A 25,903-nucleotide genomic window follows, 5' to 3' on the forward strand; every position below is an offset into this window, starting at 1 on the left:
GAAATTAGAACATGTTCTAGACAGGTGTCCAGTGGTCTGCCTATTCTTGCGGTATGGATTTCGGGATCGTTCAGTTCACCAGTGATCGTGGGCTCAAGCCGCAGGTGCTCGCGCCGCTCATCGAGGAGGCGGGGTTTGCCTCCTACTTCGTTCCCGAGCACGGTCACATCCCCACCCGACGCGACGCCGCGCACCCGCAGACCGGCGATTCGTCACTGCCCGACGACCGCTACATGCGCACCCTCGACCCGTGGACGACGCTGGCTGCCGCTGCCGCGGTCACCTCGCGTATCAAGCTCGCCACGGCCGTTGCATTGCCGGTGCAGTCCGATCCCATCACGCTCGCGAAAACGCTTGCCACACTTGACCACATCTCCGACGGCCGGCTGACGCTCGGCGTCGGTTTCGGATGGAACCTCGACGAGCTCGCCGATCACGGCGTTCCGTCGAAGCGTCGTCGAACGATGCTCCGGGAGTACCTCGAGGCGATGCGCGAGCTGTGGACGGCCGACGAGGCCGAATATCATGGCGAGTTCGTCGATTTCGGCACGAGCTGGGCGTGGCCCAAGCCTCCGCAGGGAGCGATCCCGACGCTCGTCGGCGCCGCAGGCAACGAGAAGAACTTCAAATGGATCGCGCGCAGCGCCGACGGATGGATCACGACGCCCGGCGAGGACGACATCGCCGGTTCCGTCGCACTGCTCCGACGGCTCTGGGCCGACGCCGGACGCTCCGGCGAACCGCAGATCGTCGTCCTGGACTTCAAGCCGATCCCCGAACGTCTCGAGGAGTTCCGCGACCTCGGCGTCACTACGGTGCTCTACGGACTGCCCGACGACAGCGTCGAACGTGCCACGGCCTACCTGGCCAAGCTGGCGGGCAAAGTAGGCCGCGCCCCCGCCGCGGCCCGCTGACCGGCCGCGCCGTCCGCTGATCGAGCCGCCCCGACCGCTGATCGAGCTTGTCGAGATCACTCGCCCCGCGGTGGGGTGGTCTCGACTCGGGTGCTCGCTGCGCTCGCGCCCGCTCGACCAGCGGTGAGACCCCCGCTGATTGAGCTGCCTACCGCTGATCGAGCTTGTCGAGATCACCCGCTGATCGAGCCACCCACCGCTGATCGAGCTGCCCACCGCTGATCGAGCCGCCTACCGCTGATCGAGCTTGTCGAGATCACTCGCCCAACGGTGGGTGGTCTCGACTCGGGTGCTCGCTGCGCTCGCGCCCGCTCGACCAGCGGTGGGGGTTGCGCCCGCTCGCCCGGCGCTTGGTGGTCTCGACTTGGGTGCTCGCTGCGCTCGCGCCCGCTCGACCAGCGGTGGGTGTCGAGATCACCCCTCAGCGGCGGCGGGTCCCCGGTCGAGGGAGTGGTACTCGACGTTCGGCACGATGCCCAGTGCAGAGGAGATCCGGTTGGTGAAGTTGTACATCGCCGTCAACTCGACGACGTCCCAGATGTCGTCGGGACCCAAACCTGCGGCCGCGAGAGCATCGACGTCAGAACGTTCGACGGTCGCGGGCGCGCTCGTCAGCTTCTCGACAAAGACGCAGATGGCGCGCTGCCGGTCGGTCAGATCGGCGTGACGCCAGTTGAACGTGATCCGGTCGGCATTGGCGTCGTCGTGCAGCTCATGCCGTAACGCCTGACCATGCGACACCAGGCAGTACGTGCATCGGTTGATCCCCGACGCCACCACCGCGATCATCTCGCGATCCGCGCCCGAGAGCGTCTCCGACGGCTCGGTGACCTGTCGAAAGTGGTTGAACCACGCGGAGAATCGCTCCGGGCGGTGTGCATACGCCGTGAAGACGTTGGGCACGAAGCCGAGTTGCTCGGATGCCTTGCCGAAGAGTTTCTGTAGCTGCGGCGACAGCTCGTCGACCTCGGCGTCGGGGAAATATGATCCGCTGCTCACGGGACACGCTCCTGAAGGGGGTAATGACGGCCGGTCAGCGGCCGCATGGTCACTCGATCACGCACGCGGCTGCGCGCGAAGCCCTGGCATCACGAAATTGAGGATGTACACCGCGACGGATCGCGGGTCGTCGGGGTCGATCGTGGTGCCGGGCACGGTGCCCAGGCTGATGAGGATGCGCGCGATCCATTCCGATGTCGTGTCGAGATCGTGTCCTGCGTCGACCTCGCCGGTGCGGATCGCGGCCTTCACATACGGCCTCCAGAAGTCTGCGAGGTCGGGGACGAGGCCCGCGACACCCGCACCCGCGCAGGCCGCGAACTCGTCGGGCTCGGCGGTGCGCAGGCGGAGAAGCAACGCGCCCGGGTCGTCGTAAGCTCCGCGGCCGATTCGCACGCCGGAGATGAGTTGTTCGGCGAAGCCGCTGATCGCGTCGAGCTCGCTGCGGGCGTTGGTCCAGAATGCCTCGTTGAGTCGGACGATGGTTGCGCCGACCATGGTCTGCTTGTCGGGGAAGTGCCGGTACAGCCAGGCGCGGGACACGCCCGCGACATCGGCGACCTGCTGCATGGTGGTGGCGCGGATTCCCTTGTCCGCCAACAAGCTTTCTGCGGCGTCGAGCATGCGGTCGGTGGCGGACGCCTCGACGGCGCGGGGCGCTCCGGTGGTCTCTGCCTGCACGATGCCTCCCTGACTCATGTCAATTGGATGCGGCCGCTGCGTACGCCGGCGACGACACCGCCATCGACCAGGATATCGGTCCCGGTGATGAAGCCGGAGCGCACCGGGTCGAGGAGAAACTCGACGGCCGACGCGATGTCTTCGGCCGTGCCGAACCGGCCCGCGGCGCACTTGTCGATCATGGCCTGGTAACTCGAATGCGCGAACTCGGCGTTGAACTCACGCCATCCCATCTCCGTCGCGGTGACGCCGGGGCACACCGAGTTGATGCGCGCCCCGCGGTCACCCCAGATCGGCGCAGCGGACTGTACTCGAAAAACGTTGCCGCGCTTGCTGTATCCGTAGGCTAGACCGCAGGCGAACTCAGGTTGCATGTCGGGAAAAGCGAACATCGGCAACCCGGCCAACTCGCTGGCCGGAAGCGTCGAGAGTGCCGCGCCCTGTTCGGGGGTGACCGCGTCGGCGAAGATGTGTGCTGCGACGCTGGCGATGACGACGCCTGCGCCGCCGTCGGCGATGACCCGCCCGAACTCCTCTATGACGTATGCGGTGCCGACCAGATTGACCTCGACGATCCGCTCCGGAGTGGCCTGTGCCGGTGACACGCCCGCGGTGTGCACCAGAGAGGTGACCTCGCCGAGCGAGGCTGCTCGATCGGCGAGTGCGGCGACCTGATCGCGGTCGGCGACGTCGATCGCCTGCGCGGTGACGTCGAAGCCGCTGCGACGCAGCGCGGACTCGACCTCCGTCAGGTGCTCGGTGTCGTAGTCGGCGATCAGCAGCGGCCGACCCGAGCCGAGGCGACGCGCCACGGCCTCACCCATTCCGCCGACGCCGATGACCGTCAGCACTGATGTCATGGTTTCTCCGCTCGATCGTCGGAACGCGCCGAGGCGCGGGCTCTGCGCCGAACTCTATCAACGAAAGTAGACATTTTTGCCAAAGTGTTCACCGAGTGCGGGCGTGAGGAGTAGACACAATTGTGAATCTGTCAACCAGACCACCTTGTCGACGCGATTTCCGTCGCTTCGTCATCATCGTCGCTTCGTCACCACTACCGAGAGGCAAATATGAGCGCACGTCCACCGCAGACGGCTGTGATCGGCGCGGGCATCAGCGGACTGACCGCGAGCAAGATGCTGGCCGACTACGGCGTGCCGTTCGCCACGTTCGAGTCGTCGGATCGAGTCGGGGGCAACTGGGCCTTCGGCAACCCGAACGGCCACAGCAGCGCGTATCGGTCACTGCACATCGATACGTCCAAGCACCAGTTGTCTTTTCGTGATTTCCCGATGCCCGACGACTACCCGGACTTCCCGCACCACACCCTGATCAAGCAGTACCTCGACGACTACACCGACGCCTTCGGCCTTCGCGAGAAGATCGAATTCGGCAACGGAATCACCCACGCGCAACGCCTCGACGGCGGAGGCTGGGAACTCTCGACGCAGCGGGGCGAGACGCGCTACGCAGACCTTCTCGTCGTCGCCAATGGACACCACTGGGATCCACGACTGCCCGACTTCCCCGGCGACTTCGCGGGTGTCGAGATGCACGCCCACTCCTACATCGATCCGCGTACGCCGCTCGACCTCTACGGCAAGCGCATCCTCGTCGTCGGGCTGGGCAACAGCGCTGCCGACATCGCGGTCGAACTATCCTCGCGCACACTTGAGAACACGGTCACCATCTCGACCCGCTCGAGTGCGTGGATCGTCCCGAAGTACCTGGGCGGCAAGCCTGCCGACAAGTACTACCGCACCTCGCCACACATCCCGTTCGCCTGGCAACGCAAGATCGCCCAGGTCTTCCAACCACTCACCGCGGGCCGTCCCGAGAACTACGGACTCCCCGCGCCCAATCACAAGTTCTTCGAGGCGCATCCGACGCAATCGGTCGAGCTGCCGTTCCGTCTCGGCGCGGGCGACGTCACGGCGAAGGGCGACATATCGCGTCTCGACGGCGACACCGTGCATTTCGTCGACGGGACGTCGGCCGACTTCGACGTGATCATCTACGCGACCGGCTACAACATCACGTTCCCGTTCTTCGATCCCGATTTCATCAGTGCCCCGGGCAATCAGATCGATCTCTACAAGCGAATGATCTACCCGGGTGTCGACGACGCGTTGTTCGTCGGCTTCGCGCAGGCCACACCGACGCTCTTCCCATTCGTCGAATGTCAGGCGCGGCTCGTCGGCGCGTACGCCGTGGGCCAGTATCAGCCACCGCCCGTCGACGAGATGCGCAGGGTCATCGCAGAAGATCAAGAGTTCTACACCGGCCACATGGTGCACAGCGCGCGGCACACCCAGCAGCTCGACTACTTCCTGTACGAACACGACATGCGCACCAAGGAATTACCCGCAGGCCGACGACGCGCCGCCGAGATCGGTGCACCGGGTTGGGCGGGTGTTGCGGAGCGTCTTGCGCACAGTGGTGAGCCCTTGGCGGAATCGGCGCACACCGCAACAGAATTGGTGACCGCAAGCGACGGGGGAGCACGATGAGTCAGAACATCGGAGAAGACGTCACCTTCGACAGCGACGGAACCGACTGCCACGCCTGGTTCTTCCCGCCCGCGGCACCTTCGCCCTTCGCGATGGCCGACGGTGTTCCCGTCGTGGTGATGGCGCACGGTTTCGGCGGCACCAAGGATTCGGGACTCGAACCCTTCGCTCGACGCCTCGCCGACGCAGGGCTCGCGGTGTTCGCCTTCGACTACCGGGGCTTCGGTCTGTCGGGAGGCTCACCCCGCCAACGGGTCTCGATGGCGGGTCAGATCGCCGACTACCACGCCGCGGCCGACGCCGCGGCACGTCAAACCGGTGTGGACGCAGGTCGCGTGGTGCTGTGGGGGCTGTCGCAGTCGGGTGGACACGTCCTCTTGGCCGCCGCGGACCGCACCGACGTGGCCGCGGTGATCTCGGCGGTACCCATGGTCAGTGGCCTGGCCGCCGGGCGTCACCACCTCCCGCATGTCGGCGTGTTCTCGATGCTGCGACAGAGCATCGACGGCATCGCGAGCGCGGCGTCGTCGAAAGTCGGTGGCGCGCCACATATGTTGCCGATCGTTGGTCGGCCGGGTCAGCAGGCGGCTCTCACCAGCTCCGGCTTCTACGAGAGCTACAAGGCTATTGCCGGACCGTCGTGGCTCAACGAGGTCGATGCGTCGGTGTCGCTCGAACTCGGGTCCTACCGGGCGGACAAGTACGTCGATCGGATCGACGCGCCCAAGCTCGTGCAGATCGCCGACTTCGATCGGGGGGCACCTCCGCACGCCGCCGCCAAGGCCGCGTTCAAGGCGCGTGCGGAGGTACGGCACTACCCGTGCGATCATTTCGGCATCTTCGCCGAGGTCGACCCGGCAACCTTCGAACGCGTCGTCGAGCATCAGATTGCCTTCCTGACAAGGCATTTGGCTACTCCGGTCGATCTCCGCGAGCTCGACGCCGCGGTGAGCTAGGCCAGGCGGGCGCTGTTGGCACCCTCGGTCGCCTCGATCGTCAGCTCGGCGCCGAACGGATCACCCGTCTCGAGTAGCTCGAGAAGTGCGTCGTCGGAGGTCAGTGCGGCCACTCGGGTGTGGTCGTCGTGCGTTGTCGCGACGACCACGCCCACCGGCCCGCGCTTGCCGTGATCGACGGTGTAGGTGTCGAGAGTTGCTGAGCCCGTGAAGAACTCGGCGACGGGTAGCGGGGCCGTATCGTCGATACGGGCCTGCAACGCGCGATCTGACCGAGGTGTCCAGGTGGTCGGCGTCGTCGAATAGACGCCGACCGACGTCTTGCTCATGATGCCGCCGTTGGCGACGACGAGGCCGAACGCGTCGGGTTGGCGTCGCAGTCGCTCGACGGTCTCGACGATCGCGTGGCTCGAGTAGTTGTGTCCCGGTCCGCCGAAGAAGGGCAGTCCACCGGTCACCGTCAGGCCGATCGGGGTGTCGACGTCGAATCTCAGTGCGTCGCAAACGTTGAAGACGGGGATGGGAAAGCAACTGTAGAGGTCGACGGTGGCAAGATCGGCGACGCCGACCCCCGCCATCTCGAGCGCTCCGGACGTCGCGATGGCGGCCGCGGGGCTCGTGCCGATATCGGGTCTGGCGAGCAGTGCGTGTTCACGAAGGCCGGTATGCCCGTGGAGAAACACCCATTTTTCGCGTGGTACTCCCATCTCCGTGGCCTTGGCTGCCGAGGTGAGAATGATGGCGGAGCCGACGTTCACCAGATCGCGTGCCACGACGAGGCGCGGATACGGCTGTGCGATAACGCGATTGGCGTCGGTGATCGTCGCCAACTCGTCCGCGCTGCGGATCACGGGCGATGCCGCAAAGGGGTTGGCCGCCGCCACCTCGGTGAACGGAGCAAACAGGCGGCCCATCGCGCGTCGATGATCGTCGACGCCCACACCGAGCCTGTTGCGTCGTGCATTCTCGGCGAGCGCATACGCCACCGGCATCGACGTCAGCCGGTGCCGGACCATCGTCATGTCGATGAAGTCTTCGAAATATGGTCCGCGATCGTCGAGTTGACCGTCGATCTCTTCGCCGAAGTCGGGTTTGTCGTCGCGGTCGGCGAAGTGCCGAGCCGTCGATGTGGCTTCAGCGCCGACGATGAGCACGCAGTCGGCGCTGCCCTTTGCGATCGCCTCCGCATGTTCGGTGACCAGCGACTGCGGCGACTGCCCGCCGACGACCTCGACGAGAACTCGCTCGGGCGTTAAGCCGACGCGCCGCGCGACCGACCGCGGATAGTTGTTCGAGCGCCCCAGCGGGCTGGGCACATGCGGCATGTTCTCCATCTCGCGAACCGCGGCGATCACGTCGATCGATCCGGCCACGCCTGCGGCAACGCCGGTGTCGGCCAGGGCATTTCGAGTCGCGGCGGCACCGAGATCGATGCTCGACCACGCCTGGTAGTCGGGAGTGTCGATGCGGTCGCCGGACTGCCCGACGCCGATGATGACCGGCGTGGTAGGGTCGCTGCGCATCAGCGCGGCAGCATTTTCCCGGCGATGCCGGTGTCGCGACGCAGCACGCGCAGCGAGCCCTCTACGCGCACCTCGGTGAACTGGCCCGTCGCGAGTGCCTGACAGTAGATTTCGTACGGCGGCCTTCCACCGTCGGCGGGGTCGGGGAACACGTCGTGGATCAGCAACGCGCCACCGATCCGAACCCACGGCGCCCAACCGTCGAGGTCGTTCTGCGCGGCCTCCATCGAATGACCGCCGTCGATGAACACGAAGTCGGCGGGCGAACCCCAGATGCGTGAGGCGACGGTCGACGGTGCGAGCACACCGATCACCGTCTTCTCCAGATCGGCGTCGAACATTGTGCGACGGAAGCGTGCCGAGGTGTCGAGGGTGCCGGTGTGCGGGTCGACGAGCGTCGTGTCGTGGTACTCCCAGCCGGGTTGGTGTTCTTCGGAACCGCGGTGGTGGTCGACGGTGACGATGGTCGCGCCGAGGGGTTCGGCTGCGGCGCCGAGGAACACCGTCGACTTTCCGCAGTAGGTGCCGATCTCGATGCCGAGTTTTGTCGAATCCGGTTGGGAGAGATACTCTCCGGCGATCTCGAAGAGTGTCTGCGCCTCGTCGAGCGGCATGAAGCCGGGCGCGTCATCTGCGACCTTGCGTCGGATGGCCGAGGGGGCTGACTTCGGCTGCGAGGCCGAGGGTGCACTCATGTCCCAGATCCTAACCGTGCGAGCGTTCGCTCCGCGTAGGGTTGGCTGCATGAAAGCACAGGTGCTCACCGCAGAGTCCGGACCAGACGGTTTGCAGTTGACCGAGGTCGACGATCCGACACCCGGCGCGGGCCAGGTACTCGTCGACATCAAGTCGTGTGGCGTGTGTTTCCCCGACCTCCTGATGAGCCAGGGCAAATATCAGTTGAGGACTCCCGTGCCGTATACCCCGGGGACCGAGGTCGCAGGCGTGGTGCGCGAGGCGCCCGCCGACTCCGAATTCAGCGCGGGCGACCGCGTGCTGGTCGCGTCGATCGTCGGCGGGTTCGCCGAACAGGTCACCGCGGCACCGGAGCAGTTGCTGCGACTGCCCGACGAGCTCTCGTTCGACGAGGGCGCCGCCATGGGTATCAACTTCCAGACCGCGCTGTTCGCGCTGAAACTGCGCGCACAGACTGCGCCGGGTGAGATCGTCGGTGTCCTCGGCGCCGCCGGTGGCGTTGGCGTGGCGTCGATTCTGGTCGCCAAGGCGATGGGCGCGACGGTCGTCGCGATCGTGCATCGCACCGGGGCCGAGCAGATGCTGCGCGATCTGGGCGCCGACCACGTGGTGCAACTGTCCGACGGCTGGGGAGACCGGCTCAAGGAGGTCGCGCCCGAGGGTGTCGACGTCATGATCGATCCGGTCGGCGGCGATGTTTTCGACGAGGCGCTGCGCCAGGTGGCGCCCGACGGTCGGTATGTGGTGATCGGCTTCGCCGCGGGCGGCATCCCGTCCGTCAAGCTCAACCGTGTGCTGTTCCGCAACATCGCCGTCGTCGGTGCCGCCTGGGGCGAGTACGTGCGCACCCATCCCGACGTGCCCGCGCTGCTGCACGACGAGCTGACGGAGATGATCGAGGCGGGGCTCCGGCCGCCGGTGAACGTCCGCTACCCGCTCGCCGACCTCCCACAGGCGTTGACGGATCTCGCGGAGGGGCGGATCCTGGGCAAAGCGGTCGTGCACGTGGCGGACTGAGGTTGCCCCGCTGGTCGAGCCTGGCCCGCGGGAGTGGTTTCGACTCGGGTGCTCGCTGCGCTCGCGCCCGCTCAACCAGCGGGAAGGCCAGGTCGAGTCTTGCCCACCGCTGGTCGAGTTGAACCCGCTGGTCGAGCTTGTCGAGACCACCGCTGGCCGAGCTTTGCCCGCGGGAGTGGTTTCGACTCGGGTGCTCGCTGCGCTCGCGCCCGCTCAACCAGCGGGAAGGCCTGGTCGGTCTTGCCCACCGCTGGTCGAGCTTGTCGAGACCACCAACCAGCGGGAGGCTGGTCGAGTCTTGCCCACCGCTGGTCGAGCTTGTCGAGACCACCAACCAGCGGGAAGGCCTGGTCGAGCCGAACCCGCTGGTCGAGCTTGTCGAGACCACCAACCGAAGAGGAGCCACCATGTGCCGCAACATCACCGAGCTGCGCGGGCTCGAGCCGCCCGCGACCGACGACGAGGTCGAGGCCGCCGCGCGGCAGTACGTCCGCAAAGTCAGCGGAATCCGGCACCCGTCGGCGGCGAACACCGAGGCGTTCGAGGCCGCGGTCGCGGCGGTGACGGCGGCGACCGAAACCCTGCTCGACTCGCTCCCGGAGCGTCGACAACCACCTAAAACAGTGCCGCCGCTACGGCGGCCCGAGGTGCAGGCCCGCATCGCGGCGTCGCAGTCGCGCTGAGCGCGCCGGTCATCTCACGCGCCGACGCCGAAGAGCGACGCCGCGTTGTCGTAGAACACCCGACGCAGCCAGTCGTCGCCGAGGTCGAGTCGCACCAGTGCGTCGAGCGCCTCGGTGTAGCGATAGGGGATATTCGGGTAGTCGCTGCCGAACAGGATCTTGTCGCCGAGATCGAGTAGGCGTGGCCGGAGCCCGACCGGGAACGGCGCACCTTCCTCGGAAAAGTCGGTGAACGACATCGTCGTGTCGAGCCGGACGTTCTCGTAGGTGTCGGCCAAATCGAGGAATGCCTCGTACTCCGGCGTGCCCATGTGCGCGACGATCAGCGGAAGCGACGGGAACTGTCGCAGCAGCGCAGCGATCGGTTCGGGTCCGGTGAAACGACCGGGCGTCGGCCCCGAACCGCAATGGATCACCACCGGCACCCCGACGTCGGCGATCTGCGCCCAGACGCTCGTGAGGCTCGGGTCGAGCGGGGAGTAGTCGCCGACCTGGATGTGCGACTTGAAGACTCGCGTTCCGCGCTCGATCGCCTTCGAGACGTACGACGCCGCGTCCGGCTCCGGATAGAACGTCGACGTGTGCAGGCAGTCGGGGTGGTGCGCGGCGAAATCGGCGCCCCAGCCGTTGAGCCACTCGGCCATGTCGGCTTTGTGTGGGTAGATCATCGACGTATAGACACGAACTCCGAAGGCCTGCAACGCCGAAACCCGCACGTCCTCGTCGGCGCGATAAGTGATCGGCCATTCCCGACCGATCATCGGCCCGACCGAATCGAAATACGCCCACACCTTGTCCATCACCCGACGCGGCATGAAGTGGGTGTGTACATCGATGATCCCGGGTAGTCCCAGGTCTCGCCAAAACTTTCGCACCTGCGCGGCTTCCGCAGCCGTGAACGGTGCCGGCGGCGTGTCGTGGTTGTGGGCGGCCGTGTCTGCTGTTCCGGTTTCTGGGTCGGTCACAAAATCACCGTACGCCGCGAGCGCCGTCGCGAACTACAGCTCGGGCACGTCCTTCGGAACGATGAAGAGTCCCTCGGCTTCGACGGTGATCCCGCGAGCGTCCGAAAGCGTGCCGCGCACTGTCTTCTTCCGGCCTGCTCGTTCGACGATCTCGGCCCGAGCGACCAACTGTCCCAACGGAGTCGGTCGCACGTAACGGAATTCGATCGTGCCGGTGTAACTCGCCTTGTTGTCGGCGGCAGCGGCTTCACCGAGGACCTGGTCGAGGACGAGTGCGCACACTCCGCCATGAACGTGCCCCGGTGGACCCTCGTAGGCGGCACCGAGGGTGAACTCGGCGCGTACGCCGCCTCCGTCGGGCGTCGAATGTACGGGCGGCGCGATCGCGTTGCGCATCCCCATCACTGCGTTGCCCCAGGCCATGCCGACCAGGTTGCTCGTGTAGCGCACGCCGTAGGCGCCGTCCATCTGTTGGGCACGCAGAGCGTCGACGACGCCCGAGACCGTGCGCTGGGCGTCGACGATCACCTCGTCGTCGACCTCGGTACGGATGACGGCGTCGACGAGGTCACGCACCGACGCGACCAGCGGCTCGAAAACCGCTCGGCGTCGGGCGATCTCGTCGTCGGAGATGTCTTCGAGCGTGAAGTCCACAGGCGGCTCTCTTCGGTCGGAAACGACACAGGATGGGGACGGTCGGGTCAGGGTGACAGTGGTCCGGGTCGGGCGTCGGCCAGCACTTCGTCCCGGTCGGCGGGGCTGATCACTCCGCGTGCGATCGCGTCGTCGGTCGATGCCTCATATGTGCGCAGATAGTCGGCGTGTGTCGGATAGCGCGTCGCGAGTTCGTCGTCGGGTAGCGGTGTGGTGGAGCCGAAGAGCACGCAGATGCGCGGTACATCGCCGGTGACGACGCCGCTGAGTACCTCGGTCGGCGCATCGACGCACGGTGTACGCACGCCCCCGAGGACGTTGCCGACGTCGTCGCGCGCATAACGGGGAGGAGTGGCGGTGACGTCGACGTCGAGCGGCGCGGAAGTCGGTGGCGGCGTTCCGTTCTCGATCCACTCGCGCAGATGCGCCACCGCTGCGCGCAGCACAAACACCTGCTGGCCACGGTTGACCGGCTGCGGGCATCCGAGGAGATCTTCGTACTCGCCGATCTGTACGAGATCCGCGTGCGACGTCCCGGCGACCTCCCACGCGCGGAAGACGTCCGTATCCGGTTGTCGCGCTTCAATATAGCGAAAATCGGTGAGTACATCGGTCTCCGTCTGCACGACGAACACAGGGGTTGTGGCGTCGGAGCGGATCGGATGCGGTGGGCCCGCGTAGGCGGGGGAGATGTCGATCGGCTTGCCCGGCTCGCCGAGCGGGAGTTGTCCGAGTGGGCGTGAGTGGATCAGTGCAGCATCGATCGCGCCGTGTTTCGGCGCGATCCGATTCACGTAGGTGGTCAACGCCATGGCCGATTGCGATTCGCCTGCCGCGATGACCCAGCGCACGTCGAGGCCGGCGAGGGGATGGCGTTCGGAGTCGTTGTCGCGCAGGGCTTGTGCGATCGACCCGAACATGTCGTAGCTGTACCCGTCGCCCGGATGATGCAGCCCCGCATAGCGTTCCGGGTCTTTTGCCTCCAGCGAATCACCCTGCACGCCGGCTGTTCCCGCGCCCGTCGTTTCGAGGTCGACGGAATCACGGCCACCCGCGATGCCCGTGTACTGCGCCGAGATGCCGACATACGCTGTTCCTGAGCGCACCAATTCCTGTGCGACGTAGGTGTATTCGGGTGCGGAGTCGGCGCCGCTGCTGACGTTGAACCATTCGACGACGACGTGACCGTTGAACCTGTCCTCGTCGGGGCGACGTACGAGAATACGTGTGGTGAACGGCGCAGGATCGACACCGTCGAGTTCACCGTCCGGCCTTTCGACGAAGCGTCGGGCAATCCCGCTGGCGGCGAACTCGAGTTCGGAATATCCATGCCCGGCGAGGTCGGGACCGGGGGACGCAGACATCACGCTGGTCTGTCCCGCCCCGCCGGTCAACTCACGGAAAGCGATCGTCGCAGTCATCCCTCGAGGCTAGCCCTGCTTACTCTGCGACTTGCGATACTTGCTGATCACCTGGCCGAACATCATGTTCATCTTGGTGCCCAGCGGCCAACCGACGTAGTAGCAGAGGAACAGCGCAATCTCTTCGAGCTGCTCGGGCGTCAGTTCCTCGTTGCCCAGCGCGGCGCCCGCCTGGATCTCGGCAACGTCGACCTGTCCGCTCGCGGCGAGAGCGCCAAGCAGGATGAGCCGTCGATCGCGGATACTCAGCGCCGGTCGTGACCAGACCTCGGCGAAGAGCTGATCGGCAGTGTGCGCGAAGTGCAGCCCGGGGCCGTCGGACATCTCCCACCCGTAGACCTGCGACATCAGATCCAGTCCGCGTTTGCGTTGCTCGGTCTGGGTGTCGGCGTCTGCGGTTGCGTCGTCGGTCATTTCTCTCCTTCGCTGTGTGGCACGCCGAGACCCGTGGCGAGATCGGCGAGTGCCTGTGTCCCCAAGGGCAATTCGACGTCGAGACTCTCGCCGAGGGTGAGTGCGAGCGAGAGATCCTTCTCTCCGAGCTCGCGGACGTGAGTGAAGACGCCGTACCAGAAGTCGTCGGGTTCGATCGGTGCCGTGGTGTCGCGCAGCATGATTGCACCCGCACCGCCGGTGATGGCGTCGGTGTGGCGGACCACCTTGCCCAGTTTGGCGACGTCGATGCCTGCCGCCTGTGCCAATCGTGACGCCTCTGCGGTCGCCGCGAACGAGATGAAGTGCAGCAGGTTGCGCGCGAGCTTCATCTTGGTGCCCGCACCCACGTCGTCTCCCGCGTGGACGAGCATGTCAGAGGTCAGCGCGAAGGGTTTCTTCAGGCGTACGTAGGCATCTCGCGGGCCGCCGACCATCACGGCGAGACGTCCTTGCTCAGCGCCGGGTGCACCACCGGAGATCGGGGCGTCGAGCAGCGTCACTTCACGTTCGGCGCAGACGGCGGCGAGGTCGACGGCCGTCTCGGGACCGATCGTCGAGTGGACCGTGAGGATGGTGCCGGGCGCCGCGCTTTCGAGCAGGCCCGTCACGACCGTGCGGACCTGCGCGTCGTCGCGCACACAGATGCCGATGATGTCCGACGACGCCGCGAGCTCCGACAACGACGCCGCCGCGCGTGCGCCCTGATCGACGACTTTGGCGACTGCGTCGGGAGCGAGATCGAAAACTGTCAGTCCGCCAGGCCATTTCGCCAACCGGCCAGCCATCGGGCCTCCGATGTTGCCGAGCCCGACATAGCCGAGACGGGACACCGTGTCGGGAGTCATGACCGGATGACCTGTCCGCCGTCGACGTTGAAGATCTGTCCGGTGACCCAACTGGCCTCGTCGGAGAGCAGGAACAAACACATGCCGACCAGATCTTCTGGTTGACCGAAACGCTTGAGCGGCAGACGGTTGACGATGTCGGCGACCATCTCCTTGGGCGTCGTCACGCGTGTTGCCTCGGTGTCGATCGGGCCGGGAGCGATCGCGTTGACGCGGATGTTCTGGCCACCGAGTTCGGTCGCCAACTGCTGCGTCAGACCGTTGATCCCGACCTTGGCGAGGCCGTAGAAGCCGCTGTAGAGCCATGCGGCGGTGGAGGATTGGTTGACGATGGCCCCGCCGTCGCGCATGTGTCCGTACACCGCGCGGGTGACGTTGAGCGCACCGTCGAGGTTGACGCTCATGAACTTCTTGTAGTAGTCCCACGGCACGGTGATGAGGAAGTCGAGCTTCATGCCGCCGTAGATTGCCGCGTTGTTGACCAGGCCGTCGATGGAGCCGTAGGCGTCGACGGTCGCGGCAGCGAGGGCCTGCGCGGAGTCGGGGTCGGAGACGTCGGTGTGGACGTACCGTCCGCCGATATCGGCGGCGACCTTCTCGCCTGCGTCGTCGTTGAGGTCGGCGATCACGACGTTTGCGCCCTCGGCGGCGAGGCCGCGGGCGTACGCCTCGCCGATGCCGCCCGCGGCTCCGGTGACGATGTAGGTGCGATCAGTGAATCGTGCGGAAGTCATTGTGCTGCTGTCTCCTTCGGGTTGGGGTGGGGGGTGGGTGGTCTCGACTCGGGTGCTCGCTGCGCTCGCGCCCGCTCGACCAGCGGTGGTGTCGTGCCCGCTCGACCAGCGGTGGTGTCGCGCCCGCTCGACCAGCGGTGGGACCCGCTGATCGAGCTTGTCGAGATCACGCCTGGATCAGCGGTGGGCGTCGCGCCCGCTCGACCAGCGTTCAGGGCCGAGATCACGTGGGCTCCGCGATGGCCTTGGTCTCGAGGTACTCCTCGAAGCCCGCGACGCCCATCTCGCGGCCGATGCCCGACTGTTTGTAGCCGCCGAACGGGACGTCGGCCGAGTACCAGATGCCGCCGTTGATCGACATCGTTCCGGTGCGGACGCCGTCGACGACCCTGTTGATGCGGCCGCGGTCGGTTCCCCAGACGGCCCCCGAGAGGCCATACGGGGAGTCGTTGGCGATGCGGATGGCGTCGTCGTCGCCGTCGTAGCCGAGGATGACGAGCACCGGGCCGAAGATCTCCTCCTGTGCCGTGCGTGACGAGTTGTCGAGGCCGGAGATCAGGGTCGGCGACACGAAGAAGCCCTTCTCCTTGTCGGCGGGCCGGGTGCCGCCGATCTCGATCGTGCCGCCTTCGGTCTTTGCGAGCTCGATGTACGACTCCACACGCTCGCGCTGCGTCGCCGAGATCACCGGGCCGCAGATCGTGCCGGGATCGGTGGGGTCGGCCGCTGCGAACCCGGCAAGCGAGTCGCGCGCCAATGCTGTTGCCTCCGCGAGCTTCTCACTTGGGACGACGAGTCGGGTGGTGATCGCGCAGCCCTGACCCGCATGCGTCACGACGGCAAACGCGGCCATTGAGACCGCGGACGCAAGGTCGGCGTCGTCGAGCACAATGAATGCCGACTTGCCGCCCAGCTCGAGGAAGACCTTCTTGAGTGTTTCGGCCGCCGAGGCCATCACCTTCTTGCCGGTGGCCGTCGAGCCGGTGAACGAGACGATGTCGACGCGCGGATCGGTCGACAACTGTGCCCCGAGTGCGTTATCACTCGACGTCACGATGTTGACGACGCCCGGCGGAAAGTCAGTCTCTTCTGCGATCACCTTGCCGACCAGAGCAGCGCACCAGGGTGTATCAGGTGCCGGCTTCAGCACGACGGTGCAGCCCGCTGCCAGCGCCGGTCCGATCTTGGCGAAGTTGATCTGATGCGGGAAGTTCCACGGTGTGATTGCTCCGACGACGCCGACCGCCTCTTTTCGGATCTCGCGGGTGTTCCTGATTCCCATGGGCTTTGCCTCGCCGAGGTCGTGGGTCCACTCGTAGCTCTCCGCCAGATCGGCGAAGTATCCGAGGTCGCGGATCGGCCCCTCCAGCTGCGGTCCGTGAGTGAGGAACACTGGGCAACCGACCTCGGCGACGGTGAGCTCGCGCAGTTCGTCTGTGTGGGCGAGCAGTGCGTCGCGCAGTTGTCGCAGGCAGTGTGCGCGGAATGTGGCGTCGCGCGACCAGTTGGTCGTGTCGAAGGCGTGGCGGGCGGCGGCGATGGCCGAGTCCATATCGTCGAGGGTTGCGTCGGCCGCCTGGCCGATGACCTCCTCGGTTGCCGGATTCACGACGTCGAAGACGCCGCCGCTGCCGGGAATGAGCTTGCCGTCGATCAGTAGATCCGACGCTGATGCTGGACGAAGTGACATGAACTGGGCTCCAACGCTGACTGGAAGACTATCTGGACAGGTGTCTGGACTTGAGTTCAAACCTAGTGTAGCGTCGGTCACATGTCCAGCCCCGTGTCGCAGGAATCCACGCGCCGCCGACTGACCGCACAGCAAGCCGAGACGGTTGCGCGGCTGACAGATGCCGCGGTCGATGTACTCAATTCAGACGGTTTTGACGGCCTGACGGTGAGGGTGGTCGCCAAGCGTGCAGGGGTCGCGCCCGCGACGGCGTACACCTACTTCTCGTCGAAGAGTCACCTTGTGGCAGAGGTCTTTTGGCGTCGGCTGGCCGAGGGAGTGCCAGAGGCCGACGCCTCGCTCTCGCGCGAGGATCGGGTTGCCGAGATCCTGCGCAACGTGTCGCTTGTGGTCGCGGGTGAGGGGCAACTCGGCGGCGCCGTCACGGTCGCACTGCTCGGTACCGACCCCGACGTCGAGCACCTGAGGTTGCGTATCGGTGGCTTCATCCGGACGCGACTCGCGCAGGCGCTCGAGGTCGACGTCGAACATCCCGGTCTGGTTGTCGACGCACTCGAGATGCTCTACGCGGGCGGTCTCGTCCACGCCGGCATGGGACATCTGACCTACGAACAGACGTCCGAGCGGCTCGTCGCCGCAGCACGCCTGATCCTGTCGGCGCAGCCCTAGGTGGGTAACGCCAGGTGCGCGACCCCGCCCCGAAGGCACGCCTTCGACATGCACATACCGTCAATGGAGGTTCATCGATGACCGAGACCGCAATGGTCGCGGGGATGCAGCAACAGATTCCTTTCGACCCCTATGCCTACGACTTCCACGAGGATCCGTACCCGACCTACGCGCGACTGCGCGATCAGGCGCCGGTGTATTACAACTCGGATCTGGATTTCTGGGCGCTCGCCGGTCACGACGATGTGCGAAACGCGTTCCGCGACAGTGTGAATCTGTCGAATGCGTGGGGCGTGTCGATGGACCCGTCGTCGTACGGACCCGACGCGCACAAGTCGATGTCGTTTCTCGCCATGGACGATCCCAAGCACATGAGAATCCGCAAGCTCGTCTCGAAGGGCTTCACTCCGCGTCGGGTCAACGACCTCGCCGGTCGGATCACCGCACTGACACACCATCATTGGAGTTCGTGCCTCGATAAAGGCGAGTTCGATTACGTCGCCGACTTCGCCGGCCTGCTCCCGATGGACGTCGTATCGGAAATGCTCGGTGTGCCCGAATCCGACCGCGCGTATCTGCGGAAGCAGTCGGACCTGTTGCTGCACCGCGAGGAGGGTGTTCTCGACATCCCCGAGGCAGCCGTCTACGCCTACCTCGAACTGCACAAGTACTACTCCGCACTCATCGACGAACGCCGTAGCAACCTCGGCGACGACCTCGTATCCGCACTCATCACCGCGGAAATCGACGACGACGAGACGGGCGAGAAGACCACACTGACCGAGGACGAGATCGTCGGATTCATGGTCCTCATGGTGGTCGCCGGCAACGAGACGACCACCAAACTGCTTGCCAACGCGCTGTACTGGGGCTGGCGCAATCCCGATGAGCTCGCCAAGGTGCTCGCCGATCCCGAAGCGGTGTCGCAGTGGACCGAAGAGACACTGCGCTACGACAATTCGACACAGATGGTGCTGCGCAGAGTGGCCGGAGACGTCACCTACGGTGAGCATGTCATTCCGGAAGGTCAGCGGGTACTACTTCTCGTCGGCTCGGCGAACCGCGACGAGAATGTATTCGACGACGCGTCGTCGTATCGCATCGGTCGCGACTGCAGCCAGGCATTGATGAGTTTCGGTATGGGAGCACACTTCTGCCTCGGCGCGCATCTCGCGCGGCTCGAGGCGAACATCGGTCTCGCCGAGGTGGTTCGGTCGATTCGCTCAGTCGACATCGACATCGCCAACGCAGAACGGGTGCACTCGGTGAACGTGCGCGGATTCGCGTCACTCCCGGTGAAGGTGACGGTGCGCTGATGGCATACATACCTCATCCGGAGCGTCGGCCCGTACTGGTTGCGGGAGCGTCGTCGGGAATCGGGGCCGCGACGGCCGAATACCTCGCCGCCGCAGGCTATCCCGTCGCACTGGCCGCCCGACGTGTCGACAAGCTGCAGGAGCTCGCCGACAAGATCGCTGGTGCTGGAGGCGAGGCGGTCGCCGTCCCACTCGATGTCACCGACGACGTGTCGGTGCGCGACTGCGTCGCGAAAGCCCAAGCCGCGCTGGGGCCAATCGAGATCGCGGTTGCCGGAGCCGGCGACCTCGACGTCGGGCTCTCCTATGAGATGAGCGAAACGGATTTCGCGTCTCAGGTCGACATCCACCTCGTGGGTGCACATCGGCTCTACCGCAACATCGTCCCCGGGATGATCGACCGCGGTCGTGGCGATTTCGTGTTCATCGGGTCCGACGTCGCGGTGCGTCCACGACCATGGTCGTCGGCCTATGTCGCGGCGAAGACGGGCGTCGACGGCTTGGTTGCCACAGCGCAACTCGAACTCGAGGGCACGGGCGTCCGCGCCAGCATCGTCCGTCCGGGCCAGACCATCACCGGCATGGGTTTCAACCTCGCACCCGAGGTGATGGAGAAGATGCTCAACTCGTGGATCACCCACGGACTTGCCAGACACGGCAATTTCCTTGCACCAGAACATATTGCCCAGGCGATCTCGGCGATCGTCGGCATGCCACGCGGTGCGCACATGCGCGTCGTCGAGGTCGAGGCCGAGGGCGCCATCCCACGCGACAAGAGCGGTGGGGGAGCAGACATGACCGGAGACGAGACGACCGGAGGCACGAAATGAGCACACTGACGACGCCGAAACGAGTGTCCGGTGGCGACGGAGAGCACGGACACCTCGACGAACTGGCAGCCGACCCGATCGGACTGTTCTGGCGCGTGCGCGACGAGTGTGGAGACGTCGGGCAGTTCCAGCTCGCCGACCGGGAGGTGGTGCTGGTGTCGGGTGCCGCGGCCAACGAGGACTTCTTCCGCGCACCGGAGGAGGATCTCGATCAAGCGGCGGCATATCCCTTCATGACACCGGTTTTCGGTGAGGGAGTCGTCTTCGACGCGAGTCCGGAAGAGCGATCCAAGGCGATCCACAACGCCGCGCTCAAGGGGCCGCACATGAAGCAGCACGCGGTGACGATTCCCAACGAGGTCGAACGCATCATCGCCCGGTGGGGTGACGAAGGCGAGATCGACCTCCTCGAATTCTTCGGCGAACTGACGCTCTATACCTCGTCGGCGTGTCTGATCGGCCGCAAGTTCCGTGAACAACTCGACAAGCGGGTCTCCGAGTTGTTCCACGACCTCGAGAAGGGCACCGATCCGATTGCGTACGTGGACATGTACGCCGACATCGACAGTTTCCGCAAACGCGACGCGGCGCGGGCCGAACTCGTCGACTTCATCCAGGGTGTGATGAACGAACGCATCGCGCATCCCACCGAGGACAAAGAGGATCGCGACCTCACGGATGTGCTCATCCAGGTCGGATTCGACGCGAACACCATCACCGGGATGTTCATCTCCATGATGTTCGCCGGCCACCACACCACCCAGGGCACAGCGGCCTGGACCCTGATCGAGTTGCTGCGCAATCCCGACTACATGAGGCGGGTGTACGACGAACTCGACGAGATCTACGGCGACACACCCGCGGGCGAGCGACCCGAGTACACATTTGCCCACACCCGGCAGATGCCGCAGTTGGAGAACGCCTTGAAAGAGGCGCTGCGGCTACATCCACCCCTGATCATCCTGATGCGTCTCGTGCAGCAGGATTTCCAGATCGAGGACTTCGAGGTGCGGAAGGGTCAGACGATCGCGGTGTCGCCTGCCGTCTCCAACCGGCTACCCGACGACTTCCCGAATCCCGACGTCTTCGACCCCGACCGGTACGAGAAGCCGCGTCAGGAAGACCTCGCGAATCGGTGGACGTGGATCCCCTTCGGGGCAGGCAGACACCGTTGCGTAGGAGCGCAATTCGCGATCATGCAACTCAAGGCGATCTTCTCGGTGCTGTTTCAGAACTACGAGTTCGAGATGTCCCAGCCGTCGGATTCCTACCGCAACGACCACTCGAAGATGGTGGTGCAACTCGCACAGCCGTGCCGGGTGCGCTACCGCAGACGGCGGAAGTAGGAGGGCGACATGCGAATCGAGGTCGATCTCGACATCTGCCAGGGACACGGCATGTGTCAGATGGAAGCACCGGACGTGTTCGAGGCCGAGGTCGATCATGTCGACATCCTCGAACCGCAGCCCGACGAGAGCAAACGCGCCGAGGTGGAGGCCGCCGTGCAGTACTGCCCCACCCAGGCCCTGCGGATCGTCGAAGACAGCAGTGCGTGAGAAGCGCAGCAGAGCTTGAGAACACAGCGCGACCCGTGAACACCGACCCGAGACCACAGAAGTGCCTGAAGAACAGCGAACGAGAGGTGACGGCATGGCATTCGATCGTGCAGAACTAGAAGAGATGAAGGAACGGTGGCTCGAGGCGAACATCGTCGCCGAGCAGGCCGGTGACTGGAAGCCGCTGGCCGACTTCTACACCGAGGACGCCACATACGGGTGGAACTACGGTCCCGACAAGGACTTCATGGCGGTCGGCCGTGACGAGATCCGCGACATCGCGCTCGGGCAGGAGATGGAGGGACTCGAGGGGTGGACCTATCCGTATCAGGAGTGGGTGATCGACGACCGGACGGGTTCGATGATCGGTTTCTGGAAACAGGTCTACGAGCGCAAGCGTGACGACGGGACCCCGTACGCTTTCGAAGGTATTCAGGGAAGCTGGTTCAAGTACGGTGGCAACTTCCAATTCCGTTGGCAGCGTGACTTCTTCGATTACGGCAACGTGTCGGCCCTGTTCATCGAACTGCTGAAGGACAATGCGATGAGCGACGGGATGCTCAAGCGGATCGAAAAGGCCACCGGCGACCAGCCCGGCTGGTATCCGTTCGGCAAGGCGCCCGTCGAGTTCTGGTGATTCACGAGATGCCCACAGCCCGGACGTACTCGGATCTCACCGGTCGTCAACTGGCGACGATCGTGCCTGAACTGCTGCTGTCGGGTCAGTTGATCGATCGCAGCGGAATGGCCCACCTCATCAGCGCTTTCGGCCGGGAGACGATGGCGCAGATAGCCATCGAGGAGTGGATGGCCGCGAGCCCCGTCTACACCCACCGCATGCGCGACGCGCTCGGCGTCGACGGCGACGGTGTGGCCGACATGTTTAAATGCTTGCAGCTCGATATCGGGGCACCACCGCAGTTCATGGACTTCCGCTACGAGATCGATGACGAGTACCACGGCTCCTTCGTGCTCAATCACTGTGGAGCACTGATGGATGTCGAGCCACTCGGCGACGACTACGTGACCGCGATGTGCCACGACATCGAGGATCCGACATTCGACGCCACCGCGATCGCGACGAATCGGCGAGCGCGCATCAGACCCATTCACCGGCCGCCCCGCAGACCAACCGACCAACACCCGCACTGCGCATGGACCGTGACGATCGAACCCGACCGCGACGAGCTACCACTGCCGCCCGACGCCGAGGAGATGTTCACCAGACACGCGGCATCGGTCCAGTTGAGCACGATCGACACGACCGCGACGGACGGGCGCGTCGACTATCGCGGAGACCTGTGTGACGACCTCCAGTTCCGCGAATGGTCGCACACCGCACTCGTCCGGATCGCGGAAGAGGTTGCGCTGCAGCATCAGTTGCTCGCCCTCGGCTTCCTCGTGTCACTGCGACGCCATGCCGACAGCCCCGAACAGGTTGACGAGATCTATCGCAAACAGTTGATCGGTATCGCGGGCCTTGCGGCAGATCGACTGCGCAGCGCGTTGGCGCTCGCCCCCGACGCGCAGGGATTGGCCACCGTGATATCGCTGATCCCCGTACTCGGGCCCGTGCAGTACACCGGCGTGACGGCGCGAGTCGTCGAGGATGGCGTCGTGCTGGCTATTCCGCACAGCTCCGATGCACGATCCGACGGTGGTTGGCTCACACTGTTCGACGCCGAGCACGTCGAACCGTTGCAGGCGATCGCCACAGGTGTCGACGCGCACTGGAACGTCGAGACGGTCACCGACACCGGCGAAGCCCTCGAGGTCACGTTCGCGCTCACCGACGTCGAGAGGTCGGAGTCCGGCGAGGTCGCTATCGCACGATTCAGTTCCGGTGCCGCATGGGAGTTCGTCGATCGTGGGCGATCGCTACCCATCACGCCGATCGGCAGTCCGGTCTGATGGTCGCGCACTGCGCTGTCGAGATCTGATGGCGGCCGACGTCCCGATCGACGCGCACCTGTCCGGGCGCGTCGCGATCATCGCGGGGTCGACGCGGGGGATCGGTCTGAACGTCGCGTATGCCCTCGCCGGACACGGGGTCTCGCTCGTGGTCAATGGCCGTGACGCGAGGGCCGTCGACGACACGGTCGCCGAGATCACAGGCGGCGGTGGCTACGCGGTGGGCGTCTGCGGGTCGGCGGGCGACGAGGGCGTCGCCGAGAAAATGGTCATGACTGCGCTCGACACGTTCGGCGCACTCGACGTCGCCGTGAACTGTGCCGGAATAGCCGAACCCCCTGGGTCGACGGTCCTGACAATCACGCCCGCCGAATTCCGCGAGCAACTCGACGCACATCTGATGAGCGCCTTCTTCCTCACCCAGTCCGCTGCGAGGGTTTTCGTCGGACAGCGGTCGGGCTCGATCGTGTTGACAGGGTCGGCCGCGTCGTTGGGAACGTTCGGTGGGAGTGGCTATCCCGCGGCGAAGGGCGGGGTGAACGCTCTCGCGCTCGCCGCGTCGGGCGATCTGAAGAGTTCCGGGGTGCGCGTCAATGTCGTGATGCCCGGCGCGAAGTCGAGGCTGTCGTCGGGGCCGGACTACGTCAGACACATCGAAAGCCTGCATGCGAGAGGGATACTGGACGACTTCACCCGCGACGCGGCGCTCGCTCCCGCACCGCCCGAATACGTTGCCCAGCTCTACACATTCCTTGCGAGCGATGCCGCCGCCAGGATCACCGGCCAGATCTTCACGGCGTCGGGGGGTTTCATCGGTCGATACGATCCGCACCAACCGACGTTCGTGGCCTACCGCGACCATAAAGACACGGAGCCATACAGTTTGGCGGAGTTGGCAGGGCTGCTCTCAGAGTGAGTTGTCGAGAAGATCGGTATGGGGTTTGCACGTGATTGCGGCACAAACCCCATACCAAATCGGCATCTATGAGATCAGTTCGCGGAGCCGCCCAGCGGCGGTTCGGTCGCGGTGGGACCGTGCGTGTGCGGATCGTCGTGTGTCCTGCGTGGGCGACGCAGATACACCACGGCCGCGAGGACGAGAAGAAGGAGACCGACGATCCCCAGTGCGATCGGCGTCCAGAAGAACGTCGCGCGCAGAGTCTGACGCGCGTCCCTGGCGTCGTTGGCGAGCGCCGTCAGTGTGGCGTCGTCGAATCGTAGGTCGGCGTTGATCGCGTCGACCTTGAACGAATCATCCGCTGACCGTGCGTAATACGCGTGCGGAGTGGTGTGTGTGTCGACGGTGGTGCCGCTCGTCGGCTCGACCCACATGTCGCGGGTGTTGCTGTAGAAGAGCTTCATGGTGACCGGCTCCATTGCTCCGCCGGGGATGCCCCACTTGAATGCGGGCATGGTGATCTGGGTCTGTTGGTTGACGCCTTGCGTCTTTGTGGTGTCGACTGCGTTGACCTCACCGTGGAAGTGATAGGTCTTGACGCCGTTGACCTCTCGGGTGTCGTCGACGTACTTCATGGTGATCGGAGTGTGTCCGCGCAGTTCGTAGAGCGTGTGGTCGGACTTGTCCGTTCCGATGGGAAAGGTGAACAGTGTTCCGGCATAACTGGACTCGTTCGACGGTGTTGTCGCAGGCGCGGTGATCAGCGTCGGCTCCGGGTTCGAGGCGACCTCGTATGTCGTGCGGTCGATGGTGCCCGCCAACGTGTCGAGTCCGAACACCCCCGCTTGGCCTGGGACGTCGGACCGGCGACTGGTCACCGTTGTCGTGGTGGCCGCCGTGTCGTCGGTTGCGCCGGGCGAAGATTGGTTGCGCGTGATGATCTCGATCGGCACATCGGCGGTGGTGGCGACCGGCGTTGCCGTGGTGAACGACGCCCTGTCGATGAGTGTGCCCCGACCGGCCAGTACCGCGGTGCGGTCGAGATCGGTGGGGAACAGCGCGGTGTTGCTGCGGATGACGGTCGGCAGAAGTGCTGCGACGACGAGACAGACGACGCCGAGCAGGCCGAGGATCGCGGTCAGGAGAGTCCGCTTCTTACTCATGTGATTTCCTCATCTCGAGGTGGGCTGAGCCGGCGGATCACCGCAGAAGGCCCATGTGACTAACGAAGTGCAATGTGGCCGAGGTCACATTGAGCGAATAGTGTCATACAGGGCTCTATGAGGTGTGGTGAATAGATAAAAGACATAGATAGTTCTATGCGGTTGTGATCTCGCGGACGAGGTGAGGCCGTCCAATTCGCTAGTATTCGAAAGATGGTTGTCAGTGCCAAAGGGACGCGGCTGAACAAGCGGGGTATCGAGACCCGCAGGCAGGTGATCGACGCCGCGATCGACACGCTCGCCGCGGCCCGCGGTGGCGACCCGGTGAGCGCGAATCTCGTTGCGAGACAAGCGGGTGTCACCTGGGGGACAATGCAGCACCAATTCGGGGACGTCGACGGACTGTGGGCCGCGGTGCTCGACCACATCGTCGACGTCTGGCAGCCCGCACCCGATTCGCTCGACGCCACGATGTCGGCGCCCGAGCGGATCGAGATCATGGTCGAGCGGTTCTGGCGCGCACTCGCGGCAAGGGAAGGCCGCGCGGTGGAAAATCTGAGACAGATGCTTCCTGGCGATCCGTCGGCGCTCGAAAGTTCCTACCCCGCAACGGCGGCGGCTATGGCGGCTTGGGAGCAGCGGTGGGCGGCGGCGTATGCGCGTTTCTTCGACGGACTCGACGTCGACGAGACCAAATCGCAACGGGTGCAGTCATTTCTGCCGGGTGCCTTGCGAGGATTGTGGTCGGAGTCGAATCTGTCGACCTACACCGACGTCGAGGCGGGGCGTCGCGGACTCGTCGAGGCGATCGTCGCGTACCTGTGCTGAGTGTCGACG

27 protein-coding genes are annotated in these 25,903 nt (G+C 65.2%); 14 read left to right on the forward strand and 13 right to left on the reverse strand.

Annotated elements, in window-relative coordinates; all coding sequences use genetic code 11:
- Positions 1-53: 53 nt before the first annotated feature.
- On the forward strand, positions 54-914 hold the full coding sequence (locus GOSPT_RS12540) for an LLM class F420-dependent oxidoreductase (RefSeq protein ID WP_005206562.1): 861 nt from the start codon (positions 54-56) through the stop codon (positions 912-914).
- Between the two features lie 414 nt (positions 915-1,328).
- Here the strand turns inward: GOSPT_RS12540 and GOSPT_RS12545 are convergent, their stop codons facing one another.
- The 3 genes from GOSPT_RS12545 to GOSPT_RS12555 form a co-directional block, all read right to left on the reverse strand.
- Positions 1,329-1,913 (reverse strand): peroxidase-related enzyme, encoded by a 585-nt coding sequence (locus tag GOSPT_RS12545; protein WP_005206563.1) that lies wholly within the window; start codon positions 1,911-1,913, stop codon positions 1,329-1,331.
- 57 nt (positions 1,914-1,970) lie between these two features.
- Positions 1,971-2,537: a TetR/AcrR family transcriptional regulator gene (locus tag GOSPT_RS12550; protein WP_051993880.1), complete on the reverse strand. Its 567-nt coding sequence runs from the start codon at positions 2,535-2,537 to the stop codon at positions 1,971-1,973.
- Between the two features lie 71 nt (positions 2,538-2,608).
- Positions 2,609-3,454 (reverse strand): SDR family oxidoreductase, encoded by an 846-nt coding sequence (locus GOSPT_RS12555; RefSeq protein WP_005206565.1) that lies wholly within the window; start codon positions 3,452-3,454, stop codon positions 2,609-2,611.
- Between the two features lie 210 nt (positions 3,455-3,664).
- On the opposite strand from GOSPT_RS12555, the gene GOSPT_RS12560 reads away from it, so the two are divergent.
- Together GOSPT_RS12560 and GOSPT_RS12565 are read left to right on the forward strand one after the other, a co-directional pair.
- Complete coding sequence (locus tag GOSPT_RS12560; RefSeq protein WP_005206566.1) at positions 3,665-5,104, forward strand: flavin-containing monooxygenase; 1,440 nt, start codon at positions 3,665-3,667, stop codon at positions 5,102-5,104.
- On the forward strand, positions 5,101-6,060 hold the full coding sequence (locus tag GOSPT_RS12565) for an alpha/beta hydrolase (protein ID WP_005206567.1): 960 nt from the start codon (positions 5,101-5,103) through the stop codon (positions 6,058-6,060). The genes GOSPT_RS12560 and GOSPT_RS12565 overlap by 4 nt, the downstream gene beginning before the upstream one ends.
- On the opposite strand, the gene GOSPT_RS12570 is transcribed toward GOSPT_RS12565, so the two are convergent.
- A complete protein-coding gene (locus GOSPT_RS12570; RefSeq protein WP_005206568.1) occupies positions 6,057-7,583 on the reverse strand; it encodes a TLP1 C-terminal extension domain-containing protein in 1,527 nt (508 codons plus the stop codon). The genes GOSPT_RS12565 and GOSPT_RS12570 overlap by 4 nt on opposite strands.
- Positions 7,583-8,278, reverse strand: a complete 696-nt coding sequence (locus GOSPT_RS12575) for a class I SAM-dependent methyltransferase (RefSeq protein ID WP_005206569.1) — start codon at positions 8,276-8,278, stop codon at positions 7,583-7,585. The genes GOSPT_RS12570 and GOSPT_RS12575 overlap by 1 nt, the downstream gene beginning before the upstream one ends.
- A gap of 49 nt (positions 8,279-8,327) precedes the next feature.
- Between GOSPT_RS12575 and GOSPT_RS12580 the strand changes: the two genes are divergently transcribed.
- The gene (locus GOSPT_RS12580) at positions 8,328-9,296 is read left to right on the forward strand and encodes an NADPH:quinone oxidoreductase family protein (RefSeq protein ID WP_039855869.1); all 969 of its coding nucleotides are present in this window, start codon (positions 8,328-8,330) and stop codon (positions 9,294-9,296) included.
- A gap of 407 nt (positions 9,297-9,703) precedes the next feature.
- On the forward strand, positions 9,704-9,979 hold the full coding sequence (locus GOSPT_RS12585) for a DUF2277 domain-containing protein (RefSeq protein ID WP_005206571.1): 276 nt from the start codon (positions 9,704-9,706) through the stop codon (positions 9,977-9,979).
- 14 nt (positions 9,980-9,993) lie between these two features.
- Here the strand turns inward: GOSPT_RS12585 and GOSPT_RS12590 are convergent, their stop codons facing one another.
- From GOSPT_RS12590 to GOSPT_RS12620, 7 genes are all read right to left on the reverse strand, one after another.
- On the reverse strand, positions 9,994-10,944 hold the full coding sequence (locus GOSPT_RS12590) for an amidohydrolase family protein (RefSeq protein WP_005206572.1): 951 nt from the start codon (positions 10,942-10,944) through the stop codon (positions 9,994-9,996).
- Between the two features lie 33 nt (positions 10,945-10,977).
- Entirely contained in the window at positions 10,978-11,598 is a 621-nt protein-coding gene (locus GOSPT_RS12595; protein ID WP_005206573.1) for a PaaI family thioesterase, read from the reverse strand.
- Between the two features lie 47 nt (positions 11,599-11,645).
- Complete coding sequence (locus GOSPT_RS12600; RefSeq protein ID WP_005206574.1) at positions 11,646-13,019, reverse strand: alpha/beta hydrolase domain-containing protein; 1,374 nt, start codon at positions 13,017-13,019, stop codon at positions 11,646-11,648.
- Between the two features lie 9 nt (positions 13,020-13,028).
- Positions 13,029-13,433 (reverse strand): carboxymuconolactone decarboxylase family protein, encoded by a 405-nt coding sequence (locus GOSPT_RS12605; RefSeq protein WP_005206575.1) that lies wholly within the window; start codon positions 13,431-13,433, stop codon positions 13,029-13,031.
- Positions 13,430-14,299, reverse strand: a complete 870-nt coding sequence (locus tag GOSPT_RS12610; RefSeq protein WP_005206576.1) for an NAD(P)-dependent oxidoreductase — start codon at positions 14,297-14,299, stop codon at positions 13,430-13,432. The genes GOSPT_RS12605 and GOSPT_RS12610 overlap by 4 nt, the downstream gene beginning before the upstream one ends.
- Positions 14,296-15,033 (reverse strand): SDR family oxidoreductase, encoded by a 738-nt coding sequence (locus GOSPT_RS12615; protein ID WP_005206577.1) that lies wholly within the window; start codon positions 15,031-15,033, stop codon positions 14,296-14,298. Before GOSPT_RS12615 ends, GOSPT_RS12610 begins: the two co-directional genes overlap by 4 nt.
- Positions 15,034-15,256: 223 nt before the next feature.
- Positions 15,257-16,723 carry an aldehyde dehydrogenase gene (locus GOSPT_RS12620; RefSeq protein ID WP_005206578.1) on the reverse strand — a complete coding sequence of 489 codons (1,467 nt, stop codon included), beginning with the start codon at positions 16,721-16,723 and terminating at the stop codon, positions 15,257-15,259.
- Positions 16,724-16,804: 81 nt separating this feature from the next.
- On the opposite strand from GOSPT_RS12620, the gene GOSPT_RS12625 reads away from it, so the two are divergent.
- The 8 genes from GOSPT_RS12625 (at position 16,805) to GOSPT_RS12660 (ending at position 23,921) form a co-directional block, all read left to right on the forward strand.
- A complete protein-coding gene (locus tag GOSPT_RS12625) occupies positions 16,805-17,392 on the forward strand; it encodes a TetR/AcrR family transcriptional regulator (RefSeq protein WP_005206579.1) in 588 nt (195 codons plus the stop codon).
- 77 nt (positions 17,393-17,469) lie between these two features.
- On the forward strand, positions 17,470-18,708 hold the full coding sequence (locus GOSPT_RS12630; protein ID WP_005206580.1) for a cytochrome P450: 1,239 nt from the start codon (positions 17,470-17,472) through the stop codon (positions 18,706-18,708).
- Complete coding sequence (locus GOSPT_RS12635) at positions 18,708-19,538, forward strand: SDR family oxidoreductase (RefSeq protein WP_005206581.1); 831 nt, start codon at positions 18,708-18,710, stop codon at positions 19,536-19,538. Before GOSPT_RS12630 ends, GOSPT_RS12635 begins: the two co-directional genes overlap by 1 nt.
- The gene (locus tag GOSPT_RS12640) at positions 19,535-20,884 is read left to right on the forward strand and encodes a cytochrome P450 (protein WP_005206582.1); all 1,350 of its coding nucleotides are present in this window, start codon (positions 19,535-19,537) and stop codon (positions 20,882-20,884) included. Before GOSPT_RS12635 ends, GOSPT_RS12640 begins: the two co-directional genes overlap by 4 nt.
- 9 nt (positions 20,885-20,893) lie before the next feature.
- A complete protein-coding gene (locus GOSPT_RS12645) occupies positions 20,894-21,094 on the forward strand; it encodes a ferredoxin (protein ID WP_005206583.1) in 201 nt (66 codons plus the stop codon).
- A gap of 94 nt (positions 21,095-21,188) precedes the next feature.
- Positions 21,189-21,731: a Cif family virulence factor gene (locus GOSPT_RS12650; RefSeq protein ID WP_005206584.1), complete on the forward strand. Its 543-nt coding sequence runs from the start codon at positions 21,189-21,191 to the stop codon at positions 21,729-21,731.
- 8 nt (positions 21,732-21,739) lie between these two features.
- Positions 21,740-23,005, forward strand: coding sequence for a hypothetical protein (locus tag GOSPT_RS12655; protein WP_005206585.1), 1,266 nt, complete (start codon positions 21,740-21,742; stop codon positions 23,003-23,005).
- A gap of 28 nt (positions 23,006-23,033) precedes the next feature.
- A complete protein-coding gene (locus GOSPT_RS12660) occupies positions 23,034-23,921 on the forward strand; it encodes an SDR family NAD(P)-dependent oxidoreductase (protein ID WP_005206586.1) in 888 nt (295 codons plus the stop codon).
- A 74-nt stretch (positions 23,922-23,995) separates the two neighbouring features.
- Here the strand turns inward: GOSPT_RS12660 and pgfA are convergent, their stop codons facing one another.
- A complete protein-coding gene (gene pgfA / locus GOSPT_RS22835; RefSeq protein ID WP_005206587.1) occupies positions 23,996-25,066 on the reverse strand; it encodes a cell envelope lipid trafficking protein PgfA in 1,071 nt (356 codons plus the stop codon).
- Positions 25,067-25,279: 213 nt separating this feature from the next.
- On the opposite strand from pgfA, the gene GOSPT_RS12670 reads away from it, so the two are divergent.
- Positions 25,280-25,894 carry a TetR/AcrR family transcriptional regulator gene (locus GOSPT_RS12670; RefSeq protein WP_005206588.1) on the forward strand — a complete coding sequence of 205 codons (615 nt, stop codon included), beginning with the start codon at positions 25,280-25,282 and terminating at the stop codon, positions 25,892-25,894.
- Positions 25,895-25,903: the final 9 nt, after the last annotated feature.

The sequence above is a fragment of the Gordonia sputi NBRC 100414 genome, assembly GCF_000248055.1.
In the GTDB taxonomy this organism is placed as follows: Bacteria; Actinomycetota; Actinomycetes; order Mycobacteriales; family Mycobacteriaceae; genus Gordonia; species Gordonia sputi.